Here is a 23,874-nt window from a genome sequence, read left to right on the forward strand (position 1 = left end):
GCCCTTGCAAGGAGAGCCCTTTTCTTTGGTTACTTTTCTTTTGGGCTTAGCAAAAGAAAGTAACCCGGCCGCGTCAGCGGGCGGAAGCTTTGCGGTTGCGGTTGCGGTTGCGGTTGCTGTTGTTGTTGTCGTGCTTCAGCGGCATACGGCCGGATGCGTCGCAAAGGGGGGCAACGCGGGTCGCGGCTCGCGCCGCTCCTACCCGCTATAGCTCACGGCTTCGATCGATGACGCCAGCGGTGCGGTCTCTGCGCGTCCCTTGGTCGCGGCTCACGCCGCTCCTACAGGGGGAGGGGCGAGGGCAGAGCCCGAGAGCCAAGGGCAGATGGGCCGCATGGGCCCCAAAAAATAATTTCGCGGCCGTGTCGATTGCGCCGATCCTGGTTCGTCGTTGTCATAAGCAGGCAGGAAACGGATCTTATCCCCCCGCCCGCCGAACCTCCCTCCAACCGACCAAGGATTCGCCATGTCCGAGCAGCCCAAGATCTTCGTCAACCTCGCCGTCAAGAACCTCGACCGCGCGGTCGCTTTCTATACCCAGCTGGGTTACACCTTCAATGCCAAGTTCACCGACGAAAACGCCACCTGCATGATCGTCGGCGAGAATATCTTCGTGATGCTGCTGGTCGAGCCGTTCTTCCAGTCCTTCACCAAGAAGTCGATCTGCGACACCTCCAAGAGTGTCGAGGCCCTGCTCGGCCTGTCGGCCGAAAGCCGCGAGAAGGTCGACGAACTGGTCGAAAAGGCTATCGCCGCCGGCGCGGTCATCCCGAAGGACCCGGTGGACTACGGTTTCATGTACCAGCGCAGCTACGAAGACCTCGACGGCCACACCTGGGAAGTGTTCTACATGGACCCGAATGCGGAACCGCACGCCGCCCAGGAGTAAGCCCCTGCGCAGGGCATAGCCAGTCGGTCGATGCCCAGCTGCCGACTGCCATCGAGGCTCTTGGCAGTGGCCGGCACCGACATCGGATCAAAAAATCGCCCCGGATGCCTGGCATCCGGGGCGACCGTCGTTTCAGGCGGGGCCACGCTCAAGGCGCGAACGCTCAGGCGCCCGGCGCCTTCAGTTCCTGCGACAGCCAGTCGTCGATCAGACGCTTCTCGTAGCGCAAGGGGTCGCTGTCGCTGACGCTGCGCGCACCCATCATGAAGCCCATGTCGCGCAGGGTGCGCTCGCCTTCTGCGACGACCTGACCGTTGGCGTCCAGACGCTTGAAGTTCAGGACGATGCGCGGCGGATAGATCTCGCGGATGAAGCGGGTGTCGTCGAACTGCGGGCCGTGCCAGGGCTCGAAGTCGCCGGCGCGCTTGATGTCGGCGATGTCGACTTCGAGGCGTTGGCCTTGTGGCAGGCGCTTCTGCGCGCGGGTGCGCAAGTGCTGCGCCAGTTGCTCGACCCAATTGCCGCGCACGGCCTCGAAGCGGTTGCGGCTGTAGCGGATTTCGGTGAACTGTGCCGGGTCCTCCCAGCGCACCGCGACCGGGCCTTGTTCGGGCAGGGCGCGTGGCGCATCGGGATCGGTGACGTTGCGGGACTTCGCGCCGGCGTCCCCGGCCATCAGCGCGGCGGCCGAGAGCAGGACGGCGAAGGCGATGCGGAGGTTCATGACGGGCTCCGATGCGGTGGGGATACGGTCCGATTCTCCGCCTGCCGCCGTATCGCCGCCAGCGATAAGGCGTTAAACCCGCGTATGCGGGAGATTCCGTTGCCGCCAATTCACTATCTTCGCCGCGTTCGCGGGTGCTTCATTCGCAGGCGACGCCGTCGCCGTCGCGATCCAGATGCCGGCCGTAGCCGGGATCGCCGCGTCGTACCGGTGCGGCGCCGGCTGCGCGCGCGGCGCTGCAGTTGGCGTAAGCGCCGCCGTCGTCGGCTGCCGAGTCCGTGTTGTCGGCGGCCCACGACGAAGCGCGGTTGGGCGCACGCGGCGATGCCGGTCGCAAGCCGTCACCGCCGGCGGCGGGGCCGCGATGGCAGTGGTAGCCGCCGTGCTTGCGATCGTTATGGCAGCCCTCGGCATTGAGGCCGCCGCCGTGAGCCCAGGCGGGCGAAGCGACGCTCAGCGCCAGTGCGGCGCCGAGCGCGATGGAATGAGCGCGCATGATGAGTCCCCCGTCTCGAACCCAACGGGTCCGGGACGGGAAAGCGGCCAAGCCTTGAGCGTGCAGCCGAGGGTATCCAAGGTCAGAGGACGGAAGCTTTGCGGTTGCCGTTGCGTTAACGAGATACGGCCGGATGCGTCCCGGCGGAGACAGCGTGGTCGCGGCTCACGCCGCTCCTACAATATTCGGTTGCCGTTGCCGTTGCCGTGAAAGCTTGGCGCAGTTCCGAACTTGCGATGCAACCGTAGACCCGGAGGGCGCCGCACAGGACGTGCGGCGTTTTCCGATAAGACAAGGATGTCTTATCGGAAAATCCCGACGCGCGCTGCGAACTCGCAGGGGAGCTTCGTCAAGGAGAGCCCTTTTCTTTGGTTACCTTTCTTTTGGGCTCAGCAAAAGAAAGTAACCCGGCCGCTTTAGCGGACGGAAGCTCCAGATTTTGCTGTACGGCTCTGCGGTAGGAGGCGCGGCAACGGGAAATGGCGCGGTCGCGGCTTGCGCCGCTCCTACCCATGGGGCCACTAGCCTCAGGACGCGAACTCGCGCCGCACGTCGTCGAAATCCATGACCGGCCGTACTTCCAGCCGGCCGGTGCGGCTCCAGGGGAAGGACTCGGCGATGCGCACGGCTTCGGCCATGTCGGCCGCTTCGATCAGGTTGAAGCCGCCCAGGTACTCTTTGGCTTCGGCGAAGGGGCCGTCCATGAAGGTGGTGCGGCCGTTGCGCGTGCGCAGCGTGGTCGCCTGCGCCGGCGGCGCGAGCATCTGCGAATCCAGCAGCACGCCGGCGTCGCGCATCGCATCGGCGTGGGCGAGGCAGCCGCGCATCATCGTGCCGAACTCGCCCTCGGGCAGGGCTTCGATCAGGCTGTCGTCGTTGTAGATCATGACCAGATATTTCATGGCGTCCTCTGGGGCAGGCAGGAAGGCGTTCGTCGATGGGTCCGGTAGCGGCGAGGGCTGGGAAGCGCGCCGCGAGGACTGCGGCGCCGAGCATAACGCCGTGGCCGCGCGATGCATCAGTGACGAAACTCATGCATCGCATCCGCTCGTGGCGTTCGCCGGATGAATGCGCAGGGCACCACCGCATCGGTGCGGCACTCTGCCGGGCGGCCGTCGCAGGGCCTGCGATCCCGGCTGCAGCGACGACGCCTATCTCTGCGGTGATCGACGTGCGGCGAGGGCTGCGGCGACAATGCCGAGGTTCCGCAACGCTTGGCCACGCCCGATGTCCGAAGTTTTCGCTTGCCGCCCCATCGCCTACCTGCGCTCGCCGTATGCGCAGCGCATCGATGCGCCGCACCAATCGACGGTGGTGCAGGGCACGCAGAGCGGCGAGGTGGTCGAGGCTCGGCTGGAATTCGTCGACGACCTGGCGCCGGAGGCCTATGCCGACCTGGCCGGGTTCGAACGCATCTGGCTGATCTTCGCGTTTCATCGCAGCCAGGGCTGGAAGGCGCAGGTGAAACCGCCGCGCGGCGGGCCCAAGCGCGGGGTGTTGGCGACGCGTTCGCCGCACCGGCCCAATCCGCTGGGGCTGTCGGCGGTGGAGCTGGTCGCGGTCGAACCCGGTGCGCTGATCCTGCGCGGCGTGGACCTGCTCGACGGCACCCCGGTGCTCGACATCAAACCCTACGTGCCTTACGCCGATGCCTTCGCCGGATCGCGCGCCGGCTGGATCGACGAGATCGACGCCGCGCAGGGCCGGCAATCGGCGCCGGGGCCGAAGCGCCCGCGCAAACCCCCGGGCGGCCAGGCCGGTTGAGGCCTGGCGGCTCGTCTGGCGGCGGCCGCGAATCGATCGAAACGAAGGGCTTGACCGCTACGGTCTGTCGCTGTAATTTCCGTTTAGGTTAATTAGCTAATTGGTTTAGATGTAGGCCCTGCAAGGCCCGGCGCCCTTCGGGGCGAGCGGCTTCCCCTTTCGCCCGAGGAATTCCTATGACGTTCGATGGCTCCAGCACCGCCGACACCGCTTCCGCCGACCGCACCACCCACAGCGTCGACGACCACAGCATCACCTTGCAGCGCGTCCTCAACGCCCCGCGCGAACTGGTGTTCGCGGCCTGGACCGACCCCGTGCAGGTGGCGAAGTGGTGGGGGCCGCACGGCTTCAACAGCGAAGTGCGTCAGATGGACGTCGCGGTCGGCCGCATGTTCCGCATCTGCATGGTCGCGTCCGACGGCGCCGAGTACCCGATCAAGGGCACCTATCAGGAGATCGTCGCGCCCGAGCGCCTGGTCTACATCGACGATTGGGACGACGACAGCAAGCCCTCGCAGCAGTCGCGTGTCACCGTGACCTTCGCCGAACACGGTGCCGGCAAGACCTTGCTGACCCTGGAGATGCGCTTCGGTTCGATCGCCGAGCGCGTCGAAGCCGAGCAGCAGGAAGTCATCCCGGGTTGGGGCGAATGCTTCGAACGCCTGGACGCGCTGGTGTCCGCGCACTGACGCTCGAAGCGTGCACGCCATCGCGCGCCGGCCTGCACCGCCGGCGCGCGGCGGTCGTACACTGGGCGACCGCACGCGCCCGGCGCGACTCTCGCGCCGTCGTCCGCGTCATCGCCTCCGCGGAGTGTCCATGCCGTCCGTTTCCGAAGCTTCCCCGCTGTCCGCGCATGCGCGCAGCGACGCGCCCGCGATCGTTTCGATCAAGGGCCTGACCAAGACCTATGCCGGCGGTTTCCAGGCGCTCAAGGGCGTCGACCTCGACATCCGACGCGGCGAGATCTTCGCCCTGCTCGGGCCCAACGGCGCCGGCAAGACCACCCTGATCAGCATCGTCTGCGGCATCGTCAATCCCAGCGGCGGCCAGGTGCTCGCCGACGGCCACGACATCGTCCGCGACTACCGCGCCGCGCGCTCGGCGATCGGGCTGGTGCCGCAGGAGCTGCACACCGATGCCTTCGAGACGGTGTGGGACACGGTCAAGTTCAGCCGCGGCCTGTACGGGCGGGCGCCGAATGCGGCGTATCTGGAAAAAGTCCTGCGCGACCTGTCGTTGTGGGAAAAACGCGGCGAGAAGATCATGGCCCTGTCCGGCGGCATGAAGCGGCGCGTGTTGATCGCCAAGGCGCTGTCGCACGAGCCGACGATTCTGTTCCTGGACGAGCCGACTGCGGGCGTCGACGTCGAGCTGCGTCGCGAGATGTGGGCGATGGTGTCGCAGCTGCGCGACAGCGGCGTCACCATCATCCTGACCACGCACTACATCGACGAGGCCGAGGAAATGGCCGACCGGGTCGGGGTGATCAACCACGGCGAGATCGTGTTGGTCGAGGAAAAGCGCGCGCTGATGCGCAAGCTCGGCAAGAAACAGCTGACCCTGCAGTTGCAGACCGCCTTGTCGACCCTGCCCGAGGCCCTGGCCAGCGATGCGCTGAGCCTGTCGGACGACGGCCACGAGCTGGTCTATACCTTCGATGCTCAATCCGAGGAGACCGGCATCGCCGCCCTGCTGCGGCGCCTGGGCGAGCACGGCATCGACTTCAAGGACCTGCACACCAGCCAGAGCTCGCTGGAAGAGATTTTCGTCAACCTGGTCAAATCGCCGCGCCAGGCCGGCGCGGAGGTGCGCGCATGAACCGGCACGCGATCAAGGCGATTTATTTCTTCGAGATGCACCGCACCTTCCGCACCCTGATGCAGTCCATCGCCACGCCGGTGCTGTCGACCTCGCTGTACTTCATCGTGTTCGGCTCGGCGATCGGCTCGCGCATGGTCGAGATCGGCGGGGTCAGCTACGGCGCCTTCATCGTGCCGGGCCTGATCATGATGGCCTTGCTGACCGAGAGCATTTCCAACGCCTCCTTCGGCATCTACCTTCCGAAATGGTCGGGCACGATCTACGAGCTGCTGTCGGCGCCGGTGTCGTTCCTGGAGGTGATCGCCGGCTACGTCGGCGCGGCGGCGACCAAGTCGGTGATGCTGGGCATCCTGATGCTGATCACCGCGCGCTTCTTCGTCGATTTCGAGATCGTGCACCCGGTCTGGATGGCGGTGTTCCTGGTCCTGACCGCGGTCACCTTCAGCCTGTTCGGCTTCATCATCGGGGTGTGGGCCGACGGCTTCGAGAAGCTGCAGATGATCCCGATGATGATCGTGATGCCGTTGACCTTCCTCGGCGGCAGTTTCTACTCGATCGACATGCTGCCGCCGTTCTGGCGCAGCGTCTCGCTGTTCAACCCGGTGGTCTACCTGGTCAACGGCTTCCGCTGGAGCTTCTACGGCAAGTCCGATGTCGACATCGTCCTCAGCGTCGGCATGACCACGGGTTTCATGCTGCTGTGCCTGGTCGCGGTGTGGTGGATCTTCCGGACCGGGTACAAGTTGAAGAGTTGAGGTGTGCGCGGGATGAGGCGGGCCTGCCCTTCTCCCGCGAGCCATTCCTTCTCGCGCAAGCGGGGATTTGCCTTTCCCTTCTCCCGCAAGCGGGCATTTGCCTTTCCCTTCTCCCGCAAGCGGGAGAAGGTGGCCCGAAGGGCCGCATGAGGGCAGGCGTGTTGCCATAATTGCCTCGCGTGCCCTCACCCCAACCCCTCTCAGCCTTGCACTCCCTGCGGTCGCCGCAAGCGAGAGAGGGGCTTCAATCGAAAGGGAGAAGGGGAATCGAGGCGGCTTGGGGTTTCGGCCGGGAGTCGCTTCAGCCCGCCTGCCGCACCGCCTCACCCCAGGGTATGCTTCGCCGATTCCGGTCCGGCCGCGTTGAGCGCAGCGCGGGCGTCGTGCCGGACCGATTCCGGGAGCCTCGCCGATGCAGACGAACCAGCAGGAACTTCATCGCGGTCTGAGCGAACGCCATATCCGCCTGATGGCGCTCGGCGCCGCGATCGGCGTCGGCCTGTTCCTCGGCTCGGCCAATGCCATCAAGTTGGCCGGCCCCGGCATCCTGCTGGCCTATCTGCTCGGCGGCGCGGCGATCTTCATCATCATGCGCGCGCTCGGCGAGATGGCCGTGCATAACCCGGTCGCCGGCTCCTTCAGCCGCTACGCCCGCGACTACCTCGGGCCGCTCGCCGGTTATCTGACCGGCTGGAACTACTGGTTCCTGTGGCTGGTGACCTGCGTGGCCGAGATCACCGCGGTCGGCATCTACATGCAGGTCTGGTTCCCGGATACGCCGCAGTGGATCTGGGCGCTGGCCGCGCTGATCGCGATGGGCTCGGTCAACCTGATCACGGTCAAGGCCTACGGCGAGTTCGAATTCTGGTTCGCGATGATCAAGGTCGTGACCATCGTGGTGATGATCCTCGCCGGCCTGGCGATGATCGTGTTCGGCTTCGGCAACAACGGCGTGGCCATCGGCATCAGCAACCTGTGGGCGCACGGCGGCTTCTTCCCGAACGGCGCGCAGGGCGTGCTGATGTCGCTGCAGATGGTGATGTTCGCCTACCTCGGCGTGGAAATGATCGGCCTGACCGCCGGCGAGGCCGCCAACCCCGGCAAGTCGATTCCCGATGCGATCAACTCGGTGTTCTGGCGCATCGTGATCTTCTACGTCGGCGCACTGTTCGTGATCCTGTCGCTGTACCCCTGGAACGAGCTCGGCACCACCGGCAGCCCGTTCGTGATGACCTTCGAGCGCCTGGGCATCCGCGAGGCCGCCGGCATCATCAACTTCGTGGTCCTGACCGCGGCGCTGTCCTCGTGCAACGGCGGCATCTTCAGCACCGGCCGCATGCTCTACAACCTGGCCCAGCAGAAGCAGGCGCCGGCGTTCTTCGCCAACACCTCGCGCGGCGGCGTGCCGCGCGCGGCGATCCTGGTGTCGGTGGTGGCGCTGCTGTTCGGCGTGCTGCTGAACTACCTGGCGCCGAAGGAAGTGTTCGTCTGGGTGACCTCGATCTCGACCTTCGGCGCGATCTGGACCTGGGCGGTGATCCTGGTTTCGCACATGCGCTTCCGCAAGGCGCTCAGCGCCGAGGAACGCGCGCGCCTGGCCTTCAAGATGCCGATGTATCCGGTGGCTTCGTGGGTCGCGCTGGCCTTCCTGGTGCTGGTGGTCGGCCTGATGGCGTACTTCCCGGATACGCGCGTGGCGCTGTATGTCGGCCCCGCGTTCCTGATCCTGCTGGTAGTGCTGTACTACGCGGTCGGCTTCCACAAGCGCGACACCGCGGTGGCGCAGGGCGCCTGATCGCTGCCGCTCGAAGCCCCTCTCCCGCGTGCGGGAGAGGGGGTGGATGAGGGCGCGTAACGCTGGTGCGGCCGTAGCTAGTTATTCAAGGCAAAGCAAAGAGCGCCCTCACCCTAGCCAGGGAATGCCCGCAGTTCATTCCCCGCCAACCGCCGCACCGCGCGCCGGCGCCGAGGCCTGCAGCCCGCGCGCCGTTTCCGCCAGCCGCAGGAATTCGCCGCGATAACCGTTGCGGTCGTCGCCGCGCGCATCCGCCGCGAGTTTGATCACGCCGTCCCAGCCGAAGTTCGCGTCGACGTGGGTACCGCCGCGCAGCAGGTCGCCGAAACCGGCCACCGAGGCGGCGAAGCGCAGGCGTTCGCTCGCTTGCGCGGCGATGTCCTGGCGTCGCAACGGGGTCTCGATCAGGCGGCTGTCGTTCTCGCCGGGACGCTTGTAGCGCAGGCGCAGCAGAGCGAGTTCGTCCTTGCGCACGCCGTCGTCGGCCTTGGCCTCGCCGGCCGGCTTGGCCGCCGCGTAACGCAGCGGATCGACCGACTCGCCGCCGGACCCGACCAGGGCCACTTCGTACAAGGCGGTGACATCGTGGCCGGCGCCGATCTCGCCGGCGTCGACGCGGTCGTTGTTGAAGTCCTCGCGCCGCAGCAGGCGGTTTTCGTAGCCGATCAAACGGTACTCGGCGACCACCGCCGGGTTGAACTCGACCTGGATCTTGACGTCGCCAGCGATGGTCAGCAGGGTCGAGCCCAGTTCTTCGCCGAGCACTTTCTGTGCTTCCAGGGCGCTGTCGATATAGGCGTGGTTACCGTTGCCGACGTCGGCCAACTGCTCGGCCATGGCGTCGTTGTAGTTGCCGCTGCCGAAACCGAGCGTGCTCAGGGCGATGCCCGACTTGCGCTGGTCGGCGACCAGGGTCTCCAGCGCCTTCTGGTCGACCGTGCCGACGTTGAAGTCGCCGTCGGTGGCGAGCAGGACACGATTGATGCCGTCGGGGATGAAGGCCTGGCGCGCGGTGGCGTAGGCCAACTGGATGCCGTCGCCGCCGTTGGTCGAGCCGCCGGCCTGCAGGCGTTCGAGCGCATCGAGGATCTCGCCGCCGCGGTCGCCCGGCGTCGGCGGCAGCACCAGGCCGGCCGAGCCGGCATAGACCACGATCGAGATCCGGTCCTGCGGGCGCAGTTGTTTGACCAACTGGGCGAAGGCTTTCTTCAGCAGCGGCAGCTTGTCGGGCTCGTCCATCGAGCCGGAGGTGTCGATCAACAGCACCAGGTTGGCCGGCGGCAATTCGCTGCGGTCGACGTCGTAGCCCTGGATGCCGATCTGCATCAGCACGTGCTTGGCGTTCCACGGTGCCGGCGCGAGCTCGGTGCTGACCTTGAACGGCGTGTCCTTCGAGTCCGGCGCCGGGTAGCCGTAGTCGAAATAGTTGATGAGCTCCTCGACCCGCACCGCGTCCTTGGGCGGCAGTTCGCCGGCGGCGAGCATACGGCGGACGTTGGCGTAGCTGCCGGTGTCGACGTCGATGGAAAAGGTCGAGACCGGTTGCTCGGCGGCGCGGTGGATCGAGTTGGGTTCGATCTCGGCGTATTTCTCGGTGTTGGCGGGGGCCGACTGGTCGGGCTCGGCCATCAGGACTTTCGCGGGCATCGGCATCGACACCGCTTCGGCCGAAGCCGGCGCGTCGGCGCGTTCGACTTTCTTGCTGCAGGCGCCCAGCAGCAGGGCGAAGGCGATGCCGCAGGCGAGGGCGGCAGCGGGCAAGCGGGTGGGGGTAGGGCGATTGCGCAGCAACATGGTGATCCTCCGTTGATCGGGTTGTGCGTCTTGGGAACGTCGGCCGGCGCGCGATGGGGTCGAGGCGACGGCGATGGCCACACTAGGCAAGTGCGTCTTCGCTTTTCGTTATGACCGCCGTCGTTTTCCGTTGGCCCGGCTTGGTCCACAATCTGCGTTCATTACGAATGCCGGCGCCGGGGAGGCGCCAGGCCCCGATGACCCCCGACCGGCTCGCCACCGCCGACCTGCTGCGGCTCGCGCTCGACGCCATCCACCAGGCGCGCGACGTCGAGGCCGTGCGCCTGCTGCAGCGCGTGCTCGAACGCGAACCGGACAATCTGCACGTGCAGTACCTGCTGGCGATCCAACACGCCCAGCTCGGCTTGTTCGATCGCGCCGAGGAACGCTTGCGCGCGGTGCTGGCGGTGTTGCCGGAATTCGTCGTCGCCCGTTTCCAGTTGGCGCAGTTGCTGTTGATGCGCGGCACCGCCAAGGACGCGTGCGAATGGCTGGCGCCGGTGCTGGCCCAGGCCGATCCGCTCGGCGCTTATGCGCGCGGCCTGTCGGCCGCGGCCGAAGGCGACCGCGACCGCGCCTGCGCCGTGCTCGAAGCGGCGCTGCGCTTGCCGCAACCGGTGCCGGCCCTGGCCGGCGACATGCGCCGGCTGTGCGAACAGTGGCGCGAGACCGCCACCGCCTGAGCAGGCCCGGGCGCTGCGCTCAGGGGCGCAGATTGACCGCGAGCAGGCCGAGCACGGCCACCGCGACCAGGACGAAGTGGATCAGTTGCAGGTTGTCCTGGCGGATGTAATAGGCGAACCAGCTGCCGCCGACCGCCATCAGGAAGCTGGTCGCCATCAGCGCGGTCAGCGCCAGGTTGGCCAGGATGATCGCGTCGGCGGAGGTGGCGAGGCCGGCCAAGGCGGCGACCGTCGCCCACAACAGCACGACCGTGACCATCTCGGCGCCGAGCACGATCGAGAATGCGGCGCGGTGCCAGGAAGTTTGCTCGATCCTGCGCGACAGCAGGGGCGATTGGATCGCCGGGGCTTGCTCGAACGGCGCCATGCGCATGATCGAACCGAGCGCGAACACGCCATTGCGGAAGGCGATGAGGTTGTTGAACGCGACCACGGTGAGCCACAACGCCAGACCGGCGATGAAGACGAGCTTGAACAACAACAGGCTGGCAGCGAGGGACATGCGGATCTCCGGAAGGTCGTAGCGGTGCGCCCCGCCGCGGGCGCGGCATTCGGGGGCTGTTGCTGTATCGACGATCCAGGAGGCGGGTTTAAGACATCGCCCGCGAAAAAAATGTCAGCAAACAACATGGCGACGCGCCGTGCCCCGATGGGCAACGGCGCGGCGCGGGCAGGCGGACTCAGTCGGCCTGCGGTGCTTCGGTCAGGTAATAGGGCTCGACCTGGCCCTTGACCTTCATCGTCATCGGGTTGCCGCGGCGGTCGAGCGATTTGCCGACCGGCAGGCGCACCCAGCCTTCGCTGACGCAGTATTCCTCGACGTTGTTCTTCTCCACGCCGTTGAAGCGCAGGCCGATCCCGCGTTCGAGCACGGCCGGGTCGTAATAGGGGCTGCGCGTGTCGTTGGAGAGGCGGTCGGGCGGGGTGTCGGTCATGCTGGCGCTCTTTCGGTAGTGAACTGACGTGGTACGAGGCCGACCCGGCGCGGGGCGACCGGGGCGTTGGAGATTCGGCGCTCAGGATACGCGCACCGTCGTGCCCGGCCCAGTCCGCGCGGCGGCGGGTTTTGGCGCGGTGCCTGCGCGGCCGCGTCGATGCCGGCGGTGAGCTCGGGGCGCCGTGAAAGTCCGGCGCCCGGACAAACGCGGGAAACCGCGGGCGAATTCGCCCCACTGCCGGCCGCGACGGCTGCGGTGAAATTACAGGGTAAGCGCCGCGACCGTCCAGGCTTGGCCATCGCGGCGCGCTGGTGCAGGATCGGGCGTCGCGCCGCCGGCGCCGGAGAGCCCGATGATCCTGCGATCCCCCCTGCTTGCCTGGAGCCTGTCGATGACGCTTGTTACCGCACCCGCCACCGCCGCCGAACAGCGCGCGCAGCCCGAGTTGTTGGTGGGCTGCTACACCGGTGCGGTCTGCAAGGGCATCGGCCGCTATCGTTTCGACCCCGCCCAGGGGCGCATCGAGCCGCAGCCGCTGGAAGTGATCGAGACCGACAACCCCTCGTGGTTCGCCTTTTCCGCCGATGGCCGCCGCTTGTTCGCGGTCAACGAGAACGGCCCCGAGTCGGACGACCCGGTCGGCCGCGCCAGCAGCTTCGCCCTCGCGCGCGGAGACGACCGCTCGCGGCCGCTGTCGCAGGCCAACTGTCTCGGCGACGAGCCCGCGCATGCGGCGCTGAGCCTGGACGGGCGCTATTTGTTCGTCGCCAACTATTCGGTCAACGCAGATCCCGGCGGCACGCTCGCGGTGATGCCGGTCGACGGCGACGGCCGCCTGCAGTCGGCGGTGCAGGTGCTGACCCATCGCGCCAGCCAGGCCGATCGCGAACGCCAGCTGTCGACCCATGTGCATGCCGCGGTGCCGTCGCCGGACGGCAGGCATGTGTTCGCCGCCGACCTCGGCGCCGACAAGGTCTATGCCTATCGCTACGACCCGGCGCGCAGCGGCGAACGTCCGCTGCGCGCGGCGGCGACGCCGTTCCTGGAACTGCCGCCCGGCAGCGGCCCGCGTCATCTGCTGTTCGATGCCTCCGGACGGCATGCGTATCTGACGCTGGAGATGAGCGGCGAGGTAGTGGTGCTCGACTACGCCGATGGCCGCCTGCAACCGGTGCAGACGCTGGCGATGGACCCGGGCCGGAGCAGCGGCAATGCCGCCGCGGCGTTGCATCTGTCCGCCGACGGCCGCTTTTTGTATGCGAGCAACCGCGGCGAGGACAACCACATCGCCGTGTACGCGGTCGATGCGGACAGCGGGCGTTTGTCGGCGCTGCAGCGTCGCAGCAGCGAAGGCCGCGGGCCGCGCGAATTCGCGCTCTCGCCCGATGGCCGTCATCTGATCGTCGCCAACCAACACAGCGGCAACCTGGTGGTGATCGAGCGCGATCCCGCCGACGGCAGGCTCGGCAAGACCGTGCAAACGCTCGAAGCGGTGGCGCCGTCGGACATCAAGTTCGCGCCGGCTAACTGAGTTCGCTGGCCGTTCGCGGCAACACGCCGCCGCACCCGCACCTGGTTTCGCCCTCGCAAGGCCCGGCATGTCCGGGCCTTGTAGTTTCCGAAACCCGGCATGTCAGGGCCTTGTGCGTTTCGTAGCCCGGCATGTCCGGGCCTCGTACGTTTCCGGGCCGCGGCGGGGCGGTCGGGCTGGGCAGGCGCGGAGCCGGGAGACCCCACTGGGGTCAGCCCGAGGATGAAGGCCGCCGGCCGCCGGAGGAAGATGACGCGGTGCAGCGCAGCTTGCTTCCTGCAGCGGGAGAGGCCGGATCGACGGTCGTGAGACCAGACGCCAACCGGCGCAGTTCAGGGGTGATGGAAGTCGCGAATCGCGATTTTGCTACGCAAAACCGCCTCGAACAGCACTTGCCAGTCAGGCAAATGCAGTACAAGGACCCCGCGGGGAATTTTTAATTCTCATGGGGAAACAAAAATGAACAAATATTCCGAACGCCGGTTCGCCGCCTGCCTGCCGTCGTCGCTGTCGCTCGCCGTGGTCGGCCTGTTGGCCCTCGCCGCGCCCTGGCTCGCCATCGCCGGACCGGCGCCCGAGGACCGGGGCCTGGCCCAGCGTCTGCAGGTCGAGGAATCGCTGGCGCGGGTCGACCGCGCCGTCTACGCCGACTACTTCCGCCAGGCCTATGCGCGCTATCCGGCGATCCCGGCCGGCACGCTCGAATCGGTCGCCTACGTCATGAGCCGCTGGCAGCACCTGCAGCCGAGCACAGCCCAATACGGCGAGCAGCACCAACACATGCCGCGCTCCTACGGCGTCATGGGCCTGTACCGCGGCGAAGGCTTCGCCGACCAGGTCGGCGAGGGCGCCCGGCTGCTCGGCGTGCCGGCGGCGCGGGTGCAGCGCGATCCCTTGAGCAACATCCTCGCTGCCGCCGCCTTGCTCGATCGCGAGCTGCGCGCCGATGGCGTCGGAGCGAAGGCTACGCCCGAGGCCACGCGCCCGGCGCTGGAGCGTTATGCCGGCTTCGCCCGCGGCGACAACGCGCTCGCGCGCAGCGCCATCCAGGACCACGCGCGTTCGAGTTTTGCCTTCGACGTGCTGCTGGCCCAGGACAAGGGCGTCAACGACCGCGGCATCGTCGTGCCGGAGCGTCCGGTGGCCTGGGAGCGCGCCTTCGACGCGCGCAAGCTGGTGCAACTGCGCGCACCGTTCGTGCGCCTGGACCTGGCCCGCGATCGGGTCGAGACGCAGGGCCTGAAAAGCGGCGACTACGCCATCGACCCGCTCAGCGAAACCCTGACCGCGCCGGGCCTCGACAGCGCCGACACCAAGAGCACCGACTACGGTCCGGCCTTGTGGGTGGCGTCGCCGTATCACTCGCCCCGCACCTCGTACGACTCGGTCACCATCCATACGATGCAGGGCTATTACGCCGGCAGCATTTCCTGGTTCCAGAACAACCCCAAGAGTGTCAGCGCGCACTATCTGATCCGTAGCTCGGACGGCCAGATCACCCAGATGGTGCGCGAGGACCGCGCCTCGCATCACGTCGGCATCCACAACAAAACCACGCTCGGTATCGAGCACGAAGGCTTCATCAACAACGCCAGCTGGTACACCAGCGCGATGTACAACGCCTCGGCGGCGCTGACCCGGCACTTCTGCGCCCGCTACAGCGCGATCAGCTGCGCCAGCGCGTTCCGCGGCCCGGGCGGCAGCGGCGTCAACGTGTTGCCGACCAGCGTCAAGGTCAAGGGCCACCAGCATTACAGCGGCCAGGACCACACCGACCCCGGCATCAACTGGGACTGGGCGCGCTACTACAACCTGCTCAACCCGGGCAGCGGCACCGGCACCGTGATCGACAGCTTCGAGAGCACGGTCGGCCACTTCGACACCGGCCCGGCCTATTCGGGCAGCACCACCGGTATCGCCGCGACTTCGCTCGGCGAGCGCAACTGCGCCACCCGCAAGAACGGCGAATGCTCCCTGCGCGTGCTGCTCAAGGACGACACCGCCAGCGCCAGCGATTGGGCGGTGCGCTTGTTGTCGGCCAGCGGCACGCCGGCCAGCAACGCCGCGCTGACGCGCGCCAACGGCAAGGTCGGGTTCTGGGTCTACACCGGCGCGACCGGCATGAGCGCCGCGCTCGGCGTCGACGACAGCGACGGCACCGAGCGTTCGATCAGCCGTGCGATCCCGGCCGGCACCTGGACCTACCTGGAGTGGCGCCTGGACGACGCCGCCCAGTGGGACGCCTGGGTCGGCAACGCCAACGGCGCGATCACCGCCAGCACGGTCAAGCTCGACGCGATCTGGCTGTACCGCGACCAGACCAGCTACGACGTCAACCTCTATCTCGACGACGTCCAGGTCAAGTACTGATCCGACCAAGCACTGATCCGAGAGTTTCACCACCGATCCCTCCGCGCGCAGGCCGNCAACCGGCCTGCGCGCTTCGGATCATCGCGGCCGCACGCGCACCACTTCGCACCGCCGATCGGCGTGAAGCGCGCCTGCGGACGGTTTCGTCACTCCCAGGGGATCGTCCATGTCCGAGCACCCGCAAGCGCCCGAAGCGCCGCGCCCATCGAGATCGCCGCGTCGCCTGCCGACCTGGTTGGCGGTCCTGGCCCTGCTGCTGGCCGGCGCCGTATTCGCGCAATGGCTGCGCACGCCGGGCGCGGCGCATCGAGCCAGCCGCGCCGGCTCGACCACGCCGGCTTCGAACAGCGCATCCGCCAGCCGCGCGCTCGATATCCGCGTACGCGACAGCGTCAGCGGCCGCGCGCTGGATTCGCACCTGGTCGTAATCGCACGCGGCGCCGAAGCGCGCGTGCACGACCTCGGCATCACCACCCGCGGCGGCCGCGTCGCCGCCCTGGCCGAAGGCCGCTACGAGCTGATCGTCAGCGCGCCGGGCTACGACAGCCTCAGCACCCGGGTCGAGATCGACGCCGCGCCGGTATTGCCGGTGACCGTGTGGCTGTCGCCGTCGATGCCGTCCGAAGCCCTGGATCTGTTGGCGCTGAAGGCAGCGGCTTGCGCGCAGTGCGCGGTGTTCAGCGGCCATGTCTACGATCGCAGCGGCCGTCCGGTCGCCGGCGCGCAGGTGCGCAGCAGCCAAGGCGCAGGCACGACCGCCGACGGCGAGGGTTATTTCGAGTTGTCCGCGCACCTGCCGCGGGCCCTGGCGCGCGACAGCGAGGCCTTGCCGGCGACGGTGGAGATCACCGTCAGCGCCAAGGGTTATCGCAGCCAGCGCCTGACCGGGCTGCCGCTGCTCAACGACAGCCGTCACCTGATCGTCGATCTCGAAGCCGGCGCCGGTTCGACCGTGGTGATCGATCGCAGCCACGTGCAAGTGCGTGCGCGCCAGCGCGAAGACCAGCAACGGCCGCACTCGGCCGCCGATGCGCTGCAGGCCGAATCCGACGCCACTGCCGACGAAGACGCCGCGCTCGACCCGCGGCGCCCGGCCTCGGTCGCGATCGCGCAGCGCCTGATCGCGCAGGCGGTCAGCGTGCCGGTGCCGTCGAGCATCCGCGTCGGCACTAATTGTTCGGGGCGTTCCTGCAGCGGCGTGTCGGTCTACGGTTTCGAAGACTACGTCGGCCGCGGCCTCGACGAGGAGTGGATCCCGTCCTGGGACGCCGACTCGCTTGCCGCCGGTGCCGTCGCCTACCGCAGCTATGCGGCGTATTACGTCGCCCACCCGGTCAACAGCCGCTACGACATCTGCAACAGCACCTCCTGCCAGGCCTTCAACGCCGACAGCGTGTCGGCGACGGTCGCGGCCGCGGCGGCCACGCGCGGCGTGCTGCTGACCCGCGACGGCAAGACCGCGGCCTTCAGCGAGTACTCCTCGGAGAACAACGCCTGGGACAGTCCCAGCGACGGCCTGTCCTGCGTCAACAACGACCTGAGCTGCGGCAACGGCCGCAACGGTTCGCCGCGCAATAACTGGCCGTGCCTGTCCGACGAGGTCGGGCGCAACCGCGGTTGCTTCGGCCACGGACGCGGCATGAGCCAATGGGGCACGCAGCGTTGGGCCGCCAACCACGGCCGCGACTGGCGCTGGATCGCCAACCACTACTTCAACAACAACAACAGCCCCGGCGGCATGCGCAATGCCTTCCTCGCCAACGAGGGCGGCGGCGGGCCGGGCGGCGGCGCGATCGTGCTCGACGGCTTCGAGAGCGGCGTCGGCCGTTTCGCCAGCGCGCCGACCGCGTCCGGCAGCACGATCGGCGTGTCGACCGCATCCTTGGCCCAGCAAGACTGCGCCACGCGCAAGAACGGCAGTTGCTCGTTGCGGGTCTTGCTCAAGGACGACCCCGCCGTCGCCAGCGCCTGGGCGGTGCGCCTGTTGTCGGGCGGCGGCACACCGGCCAACAACGTCGAGCTGGTGCGCAATGGCGGCAAGGTCGGCTTCTGGGTCTACACCGGCGCCAGCGGGCTCAGCGCGAGCCTGAGCATCGACGACAGCGACGGCACCGAGCGCGCGATCAGCCGCGCGATTCCGAGCGGGCAATGGACCTGGCTGGAATGGTCGCTCGGCGATGCCGCGCAGTGGAACGCCTGGGCCGGCGCCAGCAACGGCACGATCGACGCCGCCAGCGTGCGCCTGGATGCGGTGTGGTTCCTGCGCGAGCAGACCAGTTACGACGTCAACCTCTATCTGGACGACGTCCAGATCCTGCACTGACCCCCTTCAACCGCGTCGCGCCGCCGGCAACGGCGCGGCCATCACCGATGGAGTATCCCCGCCATGAACGCAGTCAACGCAAGACGTATCCGACTTCGCGGCCTGTCCGCGCTGTTCGCCTTCGCCGCCTTGTTCGCCACGGCCGCCGAAGCCGCGCCGAACTTCCAGATGCCGTTTCCCTGCGGCCAAACCTGGGCCGGCCAGACCCGCTCCAACCACCGCCCGCAGAACTCGGTCGACTTCAATCGCGCCAACGATGAGGGCGACACCGTGGTCGCCTCGGTCGGCGGCACCGTCAGCGTGGTGCGCAACCTCGGCGACACCAGCTACGGCAAGTACGTGGTGATCGATCACGGCGGCGGCTGGAGCACCCTGTATGCGCATCTGAATTCGTACTCGGTCTCGGTCGGCCAGAGCGTCGCCGCCGGCAAGGCGATCGGCACCGTCGGCAACACCGGCGGCTCGTTCGGCGCCCACCTGCACTTCGAAGAGCGCTTGAACGGCAGTGCCCAACGCATCCGTTTCAACGGCGCGTTGATCAAGTACTTCGACGAAAGCGGCAACAGCACCAACTACACCAGCCGCAACAGCTGCAGTGGCGGCGGCACCGGTTCGGGCACGGTCAATACCAACGGCACCCCGCTGAACGTGCGTTCCGGTCCCGGCACTTCGTACTCGATCGTCGGCAGCCTGGCCGACGGCACCGCGGTGACGATCCAGTGCCAGACCACCGGTACCTCGGTCACCGGCACCTACGGCACCAGCAACATCTGGAACCGGATCGGCAGCGGTCGCTTCATTCCCGATGCCTACACCTACACCGGCTCGGACGGTCGCGTCGCACCGCCTTGTTGATGCGCCGAGGGCGGTCGTAGTCCGATTGCCCTCAGTAACCCCTCTCCCGTCCACGGGAGAGGGGCTTTGTTGCGCTTGTGCCGGCGGATTCGTTTCGCAGGCGCGGAATGCAGCGCGGAACAAGCGCCGCGTTATCCTGCGACGAGGTTCCGCCGGTTTGAAACGCGTATGAAATCCAGCCAGGTGCTGTTGGTCGCCCTTATCTCCGCCGTCTTGGGCGCCGCGCTCGGCGCCTATGTGGCGCGTCGCGAGGTAACGGCCGCACCGCCGGCGGCGGCGCTGCCCTCGACACCGGTGCCGCAGCAGCCGGCCGGGGTCGATGCGGCGACGAGTCCGGAATACCTGGTGCTCGGCAACGAGCGGATCAGCTTCGAGTCGTTGCGGCAACGCGCCAGCCGCGATCCGGCTTTCCTGCAAAGTCTGCTGCAGCGCTACCGCAACGAACGCGACCTCGCCGCGCGCGGCGAACTGCTGTCCTTGCTCAATGCGGTGTCGGGCGAGGAGGTGCTGCGTTTCGCCTTGTCGCTCAGCGCCAGCACCCGGCCCGAGGACGAGCGCGATGGCCTGGAGCTGTTGCGCGCGTATTCGATGGACCGCCCTGAAGTGCGGCAGACGTTGTTGGCCAAGCTCGAGCGCGGCGGCGACCCGCAGCGCATGGGCGAATTGGTGGCGATGCTGACCCCGGCGACGATGCCGAGCGAGGACGCCGCGCCGGTGGTCGCCGAACTGGCGGCGCTGGCGCGTCACCCCGATCCGAATCTGCGCGCACAGGCGGTGCTGCAACTTGCGCAATGGGACGACGGCGAACAGGTCGAGGACCTGTTGCACCGCGCGATCCTCGACAACTCGGCGGAGGTACGCGCGAAAGCGATCGCCGGTGTGCTCGGTTCGGGCATCCGCAGCGAGCGCCTCAAGGAAGCCTTGCTCGCCATCGCCGCGGATCCCGAGGCGAGCGTGGCCGATCGCGGCGCGGCGACGTTCGCGCTGCAGCAGTTCCGCCTCAATCGCGCCGAGTACGGCATCTGGCGTCGCGCCCAGGCGCAGTCCGACGAGGAAGGCGGCGAGGGCCGATGAGGCCTCGAACCGGGTGGTCGCCGGCCCGGGTCGCGGGGCGGATCGGCGCTGATCGGGGTTCCGCGGGCCGCCTGGGGCCTGGATCGACCCCGGTTTGGCATCGGTCCGGGACGATCGAATATGAACGCCGTTCAGGTTCGATGCAGCGAGCGGATTCGGTTTATCCGGCGCCCAGTCGTCCAATCGCCAGAAGTAAAATCGTAAAATTCAATGAAATCAATTGGATGAAGCTGGGGCGATAGCCTGCCGGGTGCCTTTGGCACCGCCCGGCTGCAAGCGGCATGTTCCAAACCGTGCACTGGATCGCCTAATCGAATGAACGCGGGTGCGTTTCTCCAATTGATTTTCCCATCGCGGGCCACTACGGTGTACGAGCTGAGTTCGTCAAGGGTCACCGTAGGTCGTGACCCGATGCCGTAGATCGCTGATCCACTCCATCGTTCCACCTCGCTTCCTCCTTGCAACCAGCCCCAACGCCGTGAAAGCGGCATTCCAACACAACGTTTCAAGGAGTAAGCAACATGTCGGATCGTGAGATCGGTACTGTCAAGTGGTTCAACGACGCCAAGGGTTTTGGTTTCATCAGCCGTGAGAGCGGCGATGACGTGTTCGTGCATTTCCGCGCGATCCAGGGCCAGGGCTTCAAGAGCCTGCAGGAAGGCCAGAAGGTCTCCTTCGTCGTGACGCAGGGCCAGAAGGGCCTGCAAGCCGACCAGGTGCAGGCGGTCTGAACCCTCGGGTTCAACGCTGACCTCGCTACCCGCGCCGCAAGGCAGGGTGGCATCGAGAAGCCCGGCGCAAGCCGGGCTTCTTCGTTTTGGGGCTCGCCGGTGGCGGGCTTCTGCATGCTTGGGCCCGGCCGCGCCGTGCTTTTTCGTTTTTTGGCCCAGCTACGCCGGGCCGATCGCATCCGTCCGTCGCCCCGGCTTTCCAATCCGGCCGCCAGGTCGCACCATTTCCCTTCCCCTACGGACGCCACCCCATGAGCGCACCCGACAACGAATCCGACTACGAAGGCGACGAGATCGAATTCGCCGGTGGCGACAGCGACGAGGAACTCGACGAAGAGGCCCTGGTCTGGCAGCTGATGCTGCTGATCAACCCCGGCGACGAGGACACCGCGCTGCAGCAGTTCGCGCGTTACCGCGAAACGTGCGAGGACGACGCCGACGCCGAACCGGCCGAGACCATCCAGGAGGTGATCGACTGGACCTCCGGCTATCGCGTCGACTGGAAGGACACCGGTTCTTTCATCGATTCGATCGCGCAACTGGCCTCGCGCTGGAACCTCAGCGTGGACTGGGGCGTGGAAGATCCCACCGACGAGGACTTCCTCGACGCCACCGACGTGCCCGAGCTGATGGCCAAGGCCTTCGTGCGCCTGCGCGAACACGGCTACACCTTGTGGAACCGCGACACCGGCAGCGACATGTACGCCGGCTGGATCACCCTGCGTCGCGACGACGAGAACATGGAAGCGGTCGCCGCCGCGCTCGGCATCGACATCCGTCTGGGCAGCGACGCTTACTGATCCACGGGTGGCGGCTGAGCGTTCCTACCGCTCCGCTTCAGGGTATGAGCGGCGCAAGCCGCGACCACGCCCTGGCACGACCGACGCCCGCCTCGGCCGCTCATCTGCTGCGCCCGCACTTCAATGCCGGCAGAACGCCGCCAGCCGCGGATGGCGTTCCTCGAACGCCCCGAGCCGGCCGAACACGCCGTCGACATAGCCGACCGCGATGGCGACGATCTTGCGCAGCTTGTGCTCCTCGCACACCAGCACGCACAGCACCTGGTGCAGGGTCAGCAACTCGATCAGCCAATGCACCGACCAGCGCGAGGCGTTGGAGCGCAGCGCGTGGACGGCGTTGCGCGAGGCGTAGTAGCGGCGCCAGGCCACGTGATTGCTGGTCGAAAATATCCCGCGCTTGACGAAGCGCCCGACCTGCTGGCGCATCTCGACCGCGGCGTTGACGTAGACCGGGATGCCCTGGCGGGTCGCGCGCAGGCCGTACTCGATGTCGACGTACTCGATGAAGTAGTCCTCGCGGAACGCGCCGAGCTCGCGATAGGCCGCGGCCGAGATCGCCGAACCCGACGAAATCACGAACAGGGTCGGGATCAGGCCGTCGACGCGGTCGTCGATCCGTTCCGGCCGCGGCATCCGCCCGGCCGGCGAGAACACCGGCAGATAGCGGCCGAGGTTGGCCTCGAACACTTTCGGCCCGAGCACGAAGGCCTGGCTGCCGACCTGGGCGCAGGCCTGCATCATCCGGGCGAAGAATTCCGGGCCGAGCTGCGAATCCTGGTCGAGCAGGAACACCACCTGGCAGCCGCGCGCGAGCAAGGCCTCGACGCCGCGGTTGTAGGCGCCGGAGATGCCGCCGGCGTTGCGGTTGAACACCACCTCGATGCCGGCGCCGCGCAGGCGCTCGTGCAAATCGGCGTCGGCCTCGGGCGAGTTGTCGACGGCGACCACGTGGCGGCAAGCGGCATGCGCATCGTCGAGATGGATCAGGTGCGAGGCGTCCGGATGCCAGAGCACGAACACCACGCCGAAGGCGCGCGGATCGATCGCGCGCGGGGTCCTGGCCGGTTCGACGGCGGTGTCGCCGGGCGGCGGCGGCCCGTAGGGCGCGTCCGCGCCCAGGTCGCGGTCCACCTTCATGCGGCTTCCCGCACCGACAGGATGTCGGTCTCGGCCGGGTTGGCGGTGCGTCCGCGTTCCCACAGCGAGGCGATGACGTGGTCGCGGATGGCTTCGGCCTGCTCGCGCGGCAGCGAGTGCTGGTCGGACATGAAGCTGAAATCCAGCTCGCCGGCGAAGCCCGACATCAGCACCGAGGTGGTGGTGCGCCAGGGCAGGTGCAGGCTCGGGCTGTATACGGTTTCCAGGTGGAAGCCGTGGTAGTCGCGCGGCATCTCGATGCGGCCGACGTTGGACAGGGTGACGTCGTAGGCGTCGAGGTCGGAGCGGCGCTCGGCGATGAACTGGTCGAACACCGAATGCAGCAGTTCCAGGCCGATGAAGAACTCGTAGACGTTGCGGGTCAGGCGCTCGATGCGCTGATTGAGTCGGGCCTTGAACGCGCGCGCCTGATTCCAGTAGCCGAGTTCGTCGATCTGGTCCGGCGGGGTGCGGTTGTCGAGCGCGACGATGGCGCCGGGCGCGGACGCGAACAGGCTGTCGGCGCTGAGCCGCGGCAGGAACTTGCGGATGTCGACCGGCACGAACACCTTGCCGTTGGCGCGGTCGCTGCGGATGGTGCGGAACGCCAGCGAGAACGCGACCGCGATGGCGGCGAACACCGTCACGCCTTCGGCGCGCGCGCGCTCGGCCAGGGCCTGGCTGGCTTCGCGCGGCAGCTTCCAGCGCAACACATAAAACTCGCCCTGCGGTATCGGCGTGCGTTTGCGCCGCACCGCGAAGAACAGACGGAACGCCATCGCCTTCCAGCGCGCGTTGCGGTGGGCGCGGCGATCGTTCAGGACTTCCTCGGGCAGCAAGTCCTCCATGCCGTTGACGCTGGTATGGCGCCCGATATCGAGGTCCGGGCAGTCGCACAGGGCCAGGGTCTCGCGCAGCAGGGTCACCATCGACAAACCGTCGCAGATGCAGTGGTGGCAGGTCAGCAGCAACTCGCCGCCGTCTTCGTCGTGGATCCAGACCGCGCGCATCAGCGGCGCACGGTCGCTGGCGAACGCGGTCTCGCGTTCGATATGCGATTCGCGCAGCCAGTCCTGGTCGTTTTCGCGCGCGACCAGTCGCAGCGGGATCGGCGCGGGATCGTCCTCGAGCACGATCTGCGGCGAGTCGCCGTCGAGCACGGCGCAGCGCAGCATGGGGTGCTTGAGCTGGATGCGGTCGAGGGCGTGGCGCAACTGCTCCGGATCGAGCCGGCCGCGGATGCGCGCGGCCTGGACCAGGGTGAACGGGGTTTCGCGGTCGACGTACATGATCCGCTCGCACAGCATCATCTTTCGTTTCATCGTGTTCTCGCGATCGGGTGAATCGCCAGGCGCGCCGTCGAGGGCGCAGCTGGCCGGGAAAGCTCGGGT

Annotated in this window: 22 protein-coding genes; 14 read left to right on the plus strand and 8 right to left on the minus strand. The window is 67.5% G+C overall.

Annotated features, from left to right (window positions below):
* Positions 1 to 466: 466 nt before the first annotated feature.
* Positions 467 to 889 carry a VOC family protein gene (locus tag ACTJJK_RS04650; protein ID WP_408951092.1) on the plus strand — a complete coding sequence of 141 codons (423 nt, stop codon included), beginning with the start codon at positions 467 to 469 and terminating at the stop codon, positions 887 to 889.
* Between the two features lie 163 nt (positions 890 to 1,052).
* Here the strand turns inward: ACTJJK_RS04650 and ACTJJK_RS04655 are convergent, their stop codons facing one another.
* The 3 genes from ACTJJK_RS04655 to ACTJJK_RS04665 form a co-directional block, all read right to left on the minus strand.
* Positions 1,053 to 1,613 (minus strand): DUF3016 domain-containing protein, encoded by a 561-nt coding sequence (locus tag ACTJJK_RS04655; protein WP_440729620.1) that lies wholly within the window; start codon positions 1,611 to 1,613, stop codon positions 1,053 to 1,055.
* A gap of 139 nt (positions 1,614 to 1,752) precedes the next feature.
* On the minus strand, positions 1,753 to 2,109 hold the full coding sequence (locus tag ACTJJK_RS04660) for an excalibur calcium-binding domain-containing protein (RefSeq protein ID WP_440729621.1): 357 nt from the start codon (positions 2,107 to 2,109) through the stop codon (positions 1,753 to 1,755).
* 527 nt (positions 2,110 to 2,636) lie between these two features.
* Positions 2,637 to 3,011, minus strand: coding sequence for a YciI family protein (locus tag ACTJJK_RS04665; protein WP_223621396.1), 375 nt, complete (start codon positions 3,009 to 3,011; stop codon positions 2,637 to 2,639).
* Between the two features lie 325 nt (positions 3,012 to 3,336).
* On the opposite strand from ACTJJK_RS04665, the gene tsaA reads away from it, so the two are divergent.
* The 5 genes from tsaA to ACTJJK_RS04690 all read left to right on the plus strand — a co-directional run bounded on the left by tsaA (position 3,337) and on the right by ACTJJK_RS04690 (position 8,247).
* Entirely contained in the window at positions 3,337 to 3,873 is a 537-nt protein-coding gene (gene tsaA / locus ACTJJK_RS04670; protein WP_440729622.1) for a tRNA (N6-threonylcarbamoyladenosine(37)-N6)-methyltransferase TrmO, read from the plus strand.
* Positions 3,874 to 4,049: 176 nt separating this feature from the next.
* Positions 4,050 to 4,562, plus strand: a complete 513-nt coding sequence (locus ACTJJK_RS04675) for an SRPBCC domain-containing protein (protein WP_223621394.1) — start codon at positions 4,050 to 4,052, stop codon at positions 4,560 to 4,562.
* A gap of 130 nt (positions 4,563 to 4,692) precedes the next feature.
* Positions 4,693 to 5,694 carry an ABC transporter ATP-binding protein gene (locus tag ACTJJK_RS04680; protein WP_440729623.1) on the plus strand — a complete coding sequence of 334 codons (1,002 nt, stop codon included), beginning with the start codon at positions 4,693 to 4,695 and terminating at the stop codon, positions 5,692 to 5,694.
* On the plus strand, positions 5,691 to 6,452 hold the full coding sequence (locus ACTJJK_RS04685; protein ID WP_031371050.1) for an ABC transporter permease: 762 nt from the start codon (positions 5,691 to 5,693) through the stop codon (positions 6,450 to 6,452). Before ACTJJK_RS04680 ends, ACTJJK_RS04685 begins: the two co-directional genes overlap by 4 nt.
* 412 nt (positions 6,453 to 6,864) lie before the next feature.
* On the plus strand, positions 6,865 to 8,247 hold the full coding sequence (locus ACTJJK_RS04690; protein WP_223621392.1) for an amino acid permease: 1,383 nt from the start codon (positions 6,865 to 6,867) through the stop codon (positions 8,245 to 8,247).
* 135 nt (positions 8,248 to 8,382) lie between these two features.
* Here the strand turns inward: ACTJJK_RS04690 and ACTJJK_RS04695 are convergent, their stop codons facing one another.
* Complete coding sequence (locus ACTJJK_RS04695; protein ID WP_440729689.1) at positions 8,383 to 9,900, minus strand: vWA domain-containing protein; 1,518 nt, start codon at positions 9,898 to 9,900, stop codon at positions 8,383 to 8,385.
* A gap of 338 nt (positions 9,901 to 10,238) precedes the next feature.
* Between ACTJJK_RS04695 and ACTJJK_RS04700 the strand changes: the two genes are divergently transcribed.
* On the plus strand, positions 10,239 to 10,724 hold the full coding sequence (locus ACTJJK_RS04700; RefSeq protein ID WP_051884577.1) for a tetratricopeptide repeat protein: 486 nt from the start codon (positions 10,239 to 10,241) through the stop codon (positions 10,722 to 10,724).
* Between the two features lie 19 nt (positions 10,725 to 10,743).
* Here ACTJJK_RS04700 and ACTJJK_RS04705 read toward each other — a convergent pair whose 3' ends face one another.
* Together ACTJJK_RS04705 and ACTJJK_RS04710 are read right to left on the minus strand one after the other, a co-directional pair.
* The gene (locus ACTJJK_RS04705) at positions 10,744 to 11,226 is read right to left on the minus strand and encodes a DUF2165 family protein (RefSeq protein ID WP_031371054.1); all 483 of its coding nucleotides are present in this window, start codon (positions 11,224 to 11,226) and stop codon (positions 10,744 to 10,746) included.
* Positions 11,227 to 11,404: 178 nt separating this feature from the next.
* Positions 11,405 to 11,659: a DUF3297 family protein gene (locus ACTJJK_RS04710; RefSeq protein ID WP_031371055.1), complete on the minus strand. Its 255-nt coding sequence runs from the start codon at positions 11,657 to 11,659 to the stop codon at positions 11,405 to 11,407.
* Positions 11,660 to 12,014: 355 nt separating this feature from the next.
* On the opposite strand from ACTJJK_RS04710, the gene ACTJJK_RS04715 reads away from it, so the two are divergent.
* The 7 genes from ACTJJK_RS04715 (at position 12,015) to ACTJJK_RS04745 (ending at position 21,346) form a co-directional block, all read left to right on the plus strand.
* Complete coding sequence (locus ACTJJK_RS04715; protein WP_440729624.1) at positions 12,015 to 13,193, plus strand: lactonase family protein; 1,179 nt, start codon at positions 12,015 to 12,017, stop codon at positions 13,191 to 13,193.
* 459 nt (positions 13,194 to 13,652) lie between these two features.
* Positions 13,653 to 15,563 carry an N-acetylmuramoyl-L-alanine amidase gene (locus ACTJJK_RS04720; protein ID WP_440729625.1) on the plus strand — a complete coding sequence of 637 codons (1,911 nt, stop codon included), beginning with the start codon at positions 13,653 to 13,655 and terminating at the stop codon, positions 15,561 to 15,563.
* Between the two features lie 166 nt (positions 15,564 to 15,729).
* Entirely contained in the window at positions 15,730 to 17,886 is a 2,157-nt protein-coding gene (locus ACTJJK_RS04725; RefSeq protein ID WP_440729626.1) for a SpoIID/LytB domain-containing protein, read from the plus strand.
* 63 nt (positions 17,887 to 17,949) lie between these two features.
* Positions 17,950 to 18,741, plus strand: a complete 792-nt coding sequence (locus ACTJJK_RS04730; RefSeq protein ID WP_051884580.1) for a M23 family metallopeptidase — start codon at positions 17,950 to 17,952, stop codon at positions 18,739 to 18,741.
* Between the two features lie 168 nt (positions 18,742 to 18,909).
* On the plus strand, positions 18,910 to 19,815 hold the full coding sequence (locus ACTJJK_RS04735) for a HEAT repeat domain-containing protein (protein WP_440729627.1): 906 nt from the start codon (positions 18,910 to 18,912) through the stop codon (positions 19,813 to 19,815).
* 521 nt (positions 19,816 to 20,336) lie between these two features.
* Positions 20,337 to 20,546 (plus strand): cold-shock protein, encoded by a 210-nt coding sequence (locus tag ACTJJK_RS04740; RefSeq protein ID WP_031371060.1) that lies wholly within the window; start codon positions 20,337 to 20,339, stop codon positions 20,544 to 20,546.
* Between the two features lie 251 nt (positions 20,547 to 20,797).
* Complete coding sequence (locus tag ACTJJK_RS04745) at positions 20,798 to 21,346, plus strand: DUF6630 family protein (RefSeq protein ID WP_031371061.1); 549 nt, start codon at positions 20,798 to 20,800, stop codon at positions 21,344 to 21,346.
* Positions 21,347 to 21,466: 120 nt separating this feature from the next.
* On the opposite strand, the gene ACTJJK_RS04750 is transcribed toward ACTJJK_RS04745, so the two are convergent.
* Together ACTJJK_RS04750 and ACTJJK_RS04755 are read right to left on the minus strand one after the other, a co-directional pair.
* Complete coding sequence (locus tag ACTJJK_RS04750) at positions 21,467 to 22,483, minus strand: glycosyltransferase (RefSeq protein WP_440729628.1); 1,017 nt, start codon at positions 22,481 to 22,483, stop codon at positions 21,467 to 21,469.
* Positions 22,480 to 23,805, minus strand: a complete 1,326-nt coding sequence (locus ACTJJK_RS04755) for a condensation domain-containing protein (RefSeq protein ID WP_440729629.1) — start codon at positions 23,803 to 23,805, stop codon at positions 22,480 to 22,482. Before ACTJJK_RS04755 ends, ACTJJK_RS04750 begins: the two co-directional genes overlap by 4 nt.
* Positions 23,806 to 23,874: the final 69 nt, after the last annotated feature.

It is taken from the genome of Lysobacter sp. 22409 (assembly GCF_052045105.1).
Taxonomy (GTDB): Bacteria; Pseudomonadota; Gammaproteobacteria; order Xanthomonadales; family Xanthomonadaceae; genus Lysobacter; species Lysobacter antibioticus_B.

Coding starts and splice junctions, on each gene's coding strand:
- ACTJJK_RS04650 (WP_408951092.1), top strand. CDS start 467: ATGTCCGAGCAGCCCAAGATCTTCGTCAACCTCGCCGTCAAGAACCTC.
- ACTJJK_RS04685 (WP_031371050.1), top strand. CDS start 5,691: ATGAACCGGCACGCGATCAAGGCGATTTATTTCTTCGAGATGCACCGC.
- ACTJJK_RS04680 (WP_440729623.1), top strand. CDS start 4,693: ATGCCGTCCGTTTCCGAAGCTTCCCCGCTGTCCGCGCATGCGCGCAGC.
- ACTJJK_RS04720 (WP_440729625.1), top strand. CDS start 13,653: ATGAACAAATATTCCGAACGCCGGTTCGCCGCCTGCCTGCCGTCGTCG.
- ACTJJK_RS04690 (WP_223621392.1), top strand. CDS start 6,865: ATGCAGACGAACCAGCAGGAACTTCATCGCGGTCTGAGCGAACGCCAT.
- ACTJJK_RS04655 (WP_440729620.1), bottom strand. CDS start 1,613: ATGAACCTCCGCATCGCCTTCGCCGTCCTGCTCTCGGCCGCCGCGCTG.
- ACTJJK_RS04705 (WP_031371054.1), bottom strand. CDS start 11,226: ATGTCCCTCGCTGCCAGCCTGTTGTTGTTCAAGCTCGTCTTCATCGCC.
- ACTJJK_RS04665 (WP_223621396.1), bottom strand. CDS start 3,011: ATGAAATATCTGGTCATGATCTACAACGACGACAGCCTGATCGAAGCC.
- ACTJJK_RS04675 (WP_223621394.1), top strand. CDS start 4,050: ATGACGTTCGATGGCTCCAGCACCGCCGACACCGCTTCCGCCGACCGC.
- ACTJJK_RS04715 (WP_440729624.1), top strand. CDS start 12,015: ATGATCCTGCGATCCCCCCTGCTTGCCTGGAGCCTGTCGATGACGCTT.
- ACTJJK_RS04700 (WP_051884577.1), top strand. CDS start 10,239: ATGACCCCCGACCGGCTCGCCACCGCCGACCTGCTGCGGCTCGCGCTC.
- ACTJJK_RS04725 (WP_440729626.1), top strand. CDS start 15,730: ATGTCCGAGCACCCGCAAGCGCCCGAAGCGCCGCGCCCATCGAGATCG.
- ACTJJK_RS04740 (WP_031371060.1), top strand. CDS start 20,337: ATGTCGGATCGTGAGATCGGTACTGTCAAGTGGTTCAACGACGCCAAG.
- ACTJJK_RS04745 (WP_031371061.1), top strand. CDS start 20,798: ATGAGCGCACCCGACAACGAATCCGACTACGAAGGCGACGAGATCGAA.
- ACTJJK_RS04710 (WP_031371055.1), bottom strand. CDS start 11,659: ATGACCGACACCCCGCCCGACCGCCTCTCCAACGACACGCGCAGCCCC.
- ACTJJK_RS04750 (WP_440729628.1), bottom strand. CDS start 22,483: ATGAAGGTGGACCGCGACCTGGGCGCGGACGCGCCCTACGGGCCGCCG.
- ACTJJK_RS04735 (WP_440729627.1), top strand. CDS start 18,910: ATGAAATCCAGCCAGGTGCTGTTGGTCGCCCTTATCTCCGCCGTCTTG.
- ACTJJK_RS04755 (WP_440729629.1), bottom strand. CDS start 23,805: ATGAAACGAAAGATGATGCTGTGCGAGCGGATCATGTACGTCGACCGC.
- ACTJJK_RS04695 (WP_440729689.1), bottom strand. CDS start 9,900: ATGCCGATGCCCGCGAAAGTCCTGATGGCCGAGCCCGACCAGTCGGCC.
- ACTJJK_RS04660 (WP_440729621.1), bottom strand. CDS start 2,109: ATGCGCGCTCATTCCATCGCGCTCGGCGCCGCACTGGCGCTGAGCGTC.
- tsaA (WP_440729622.1), top strand. CDS start 3,337: ATGTCCGAAGTTTTCGCTTGCCGCCCCATCGCCTACCTGCGCTCGCCG.
- ACTJJK_RS04730 (WP_051884580.1), top strand. CDS start 17,950: ATGAACGCAGTCAACGCAAGACGTATCCGACTTCGCGGCCTGTCCGCG.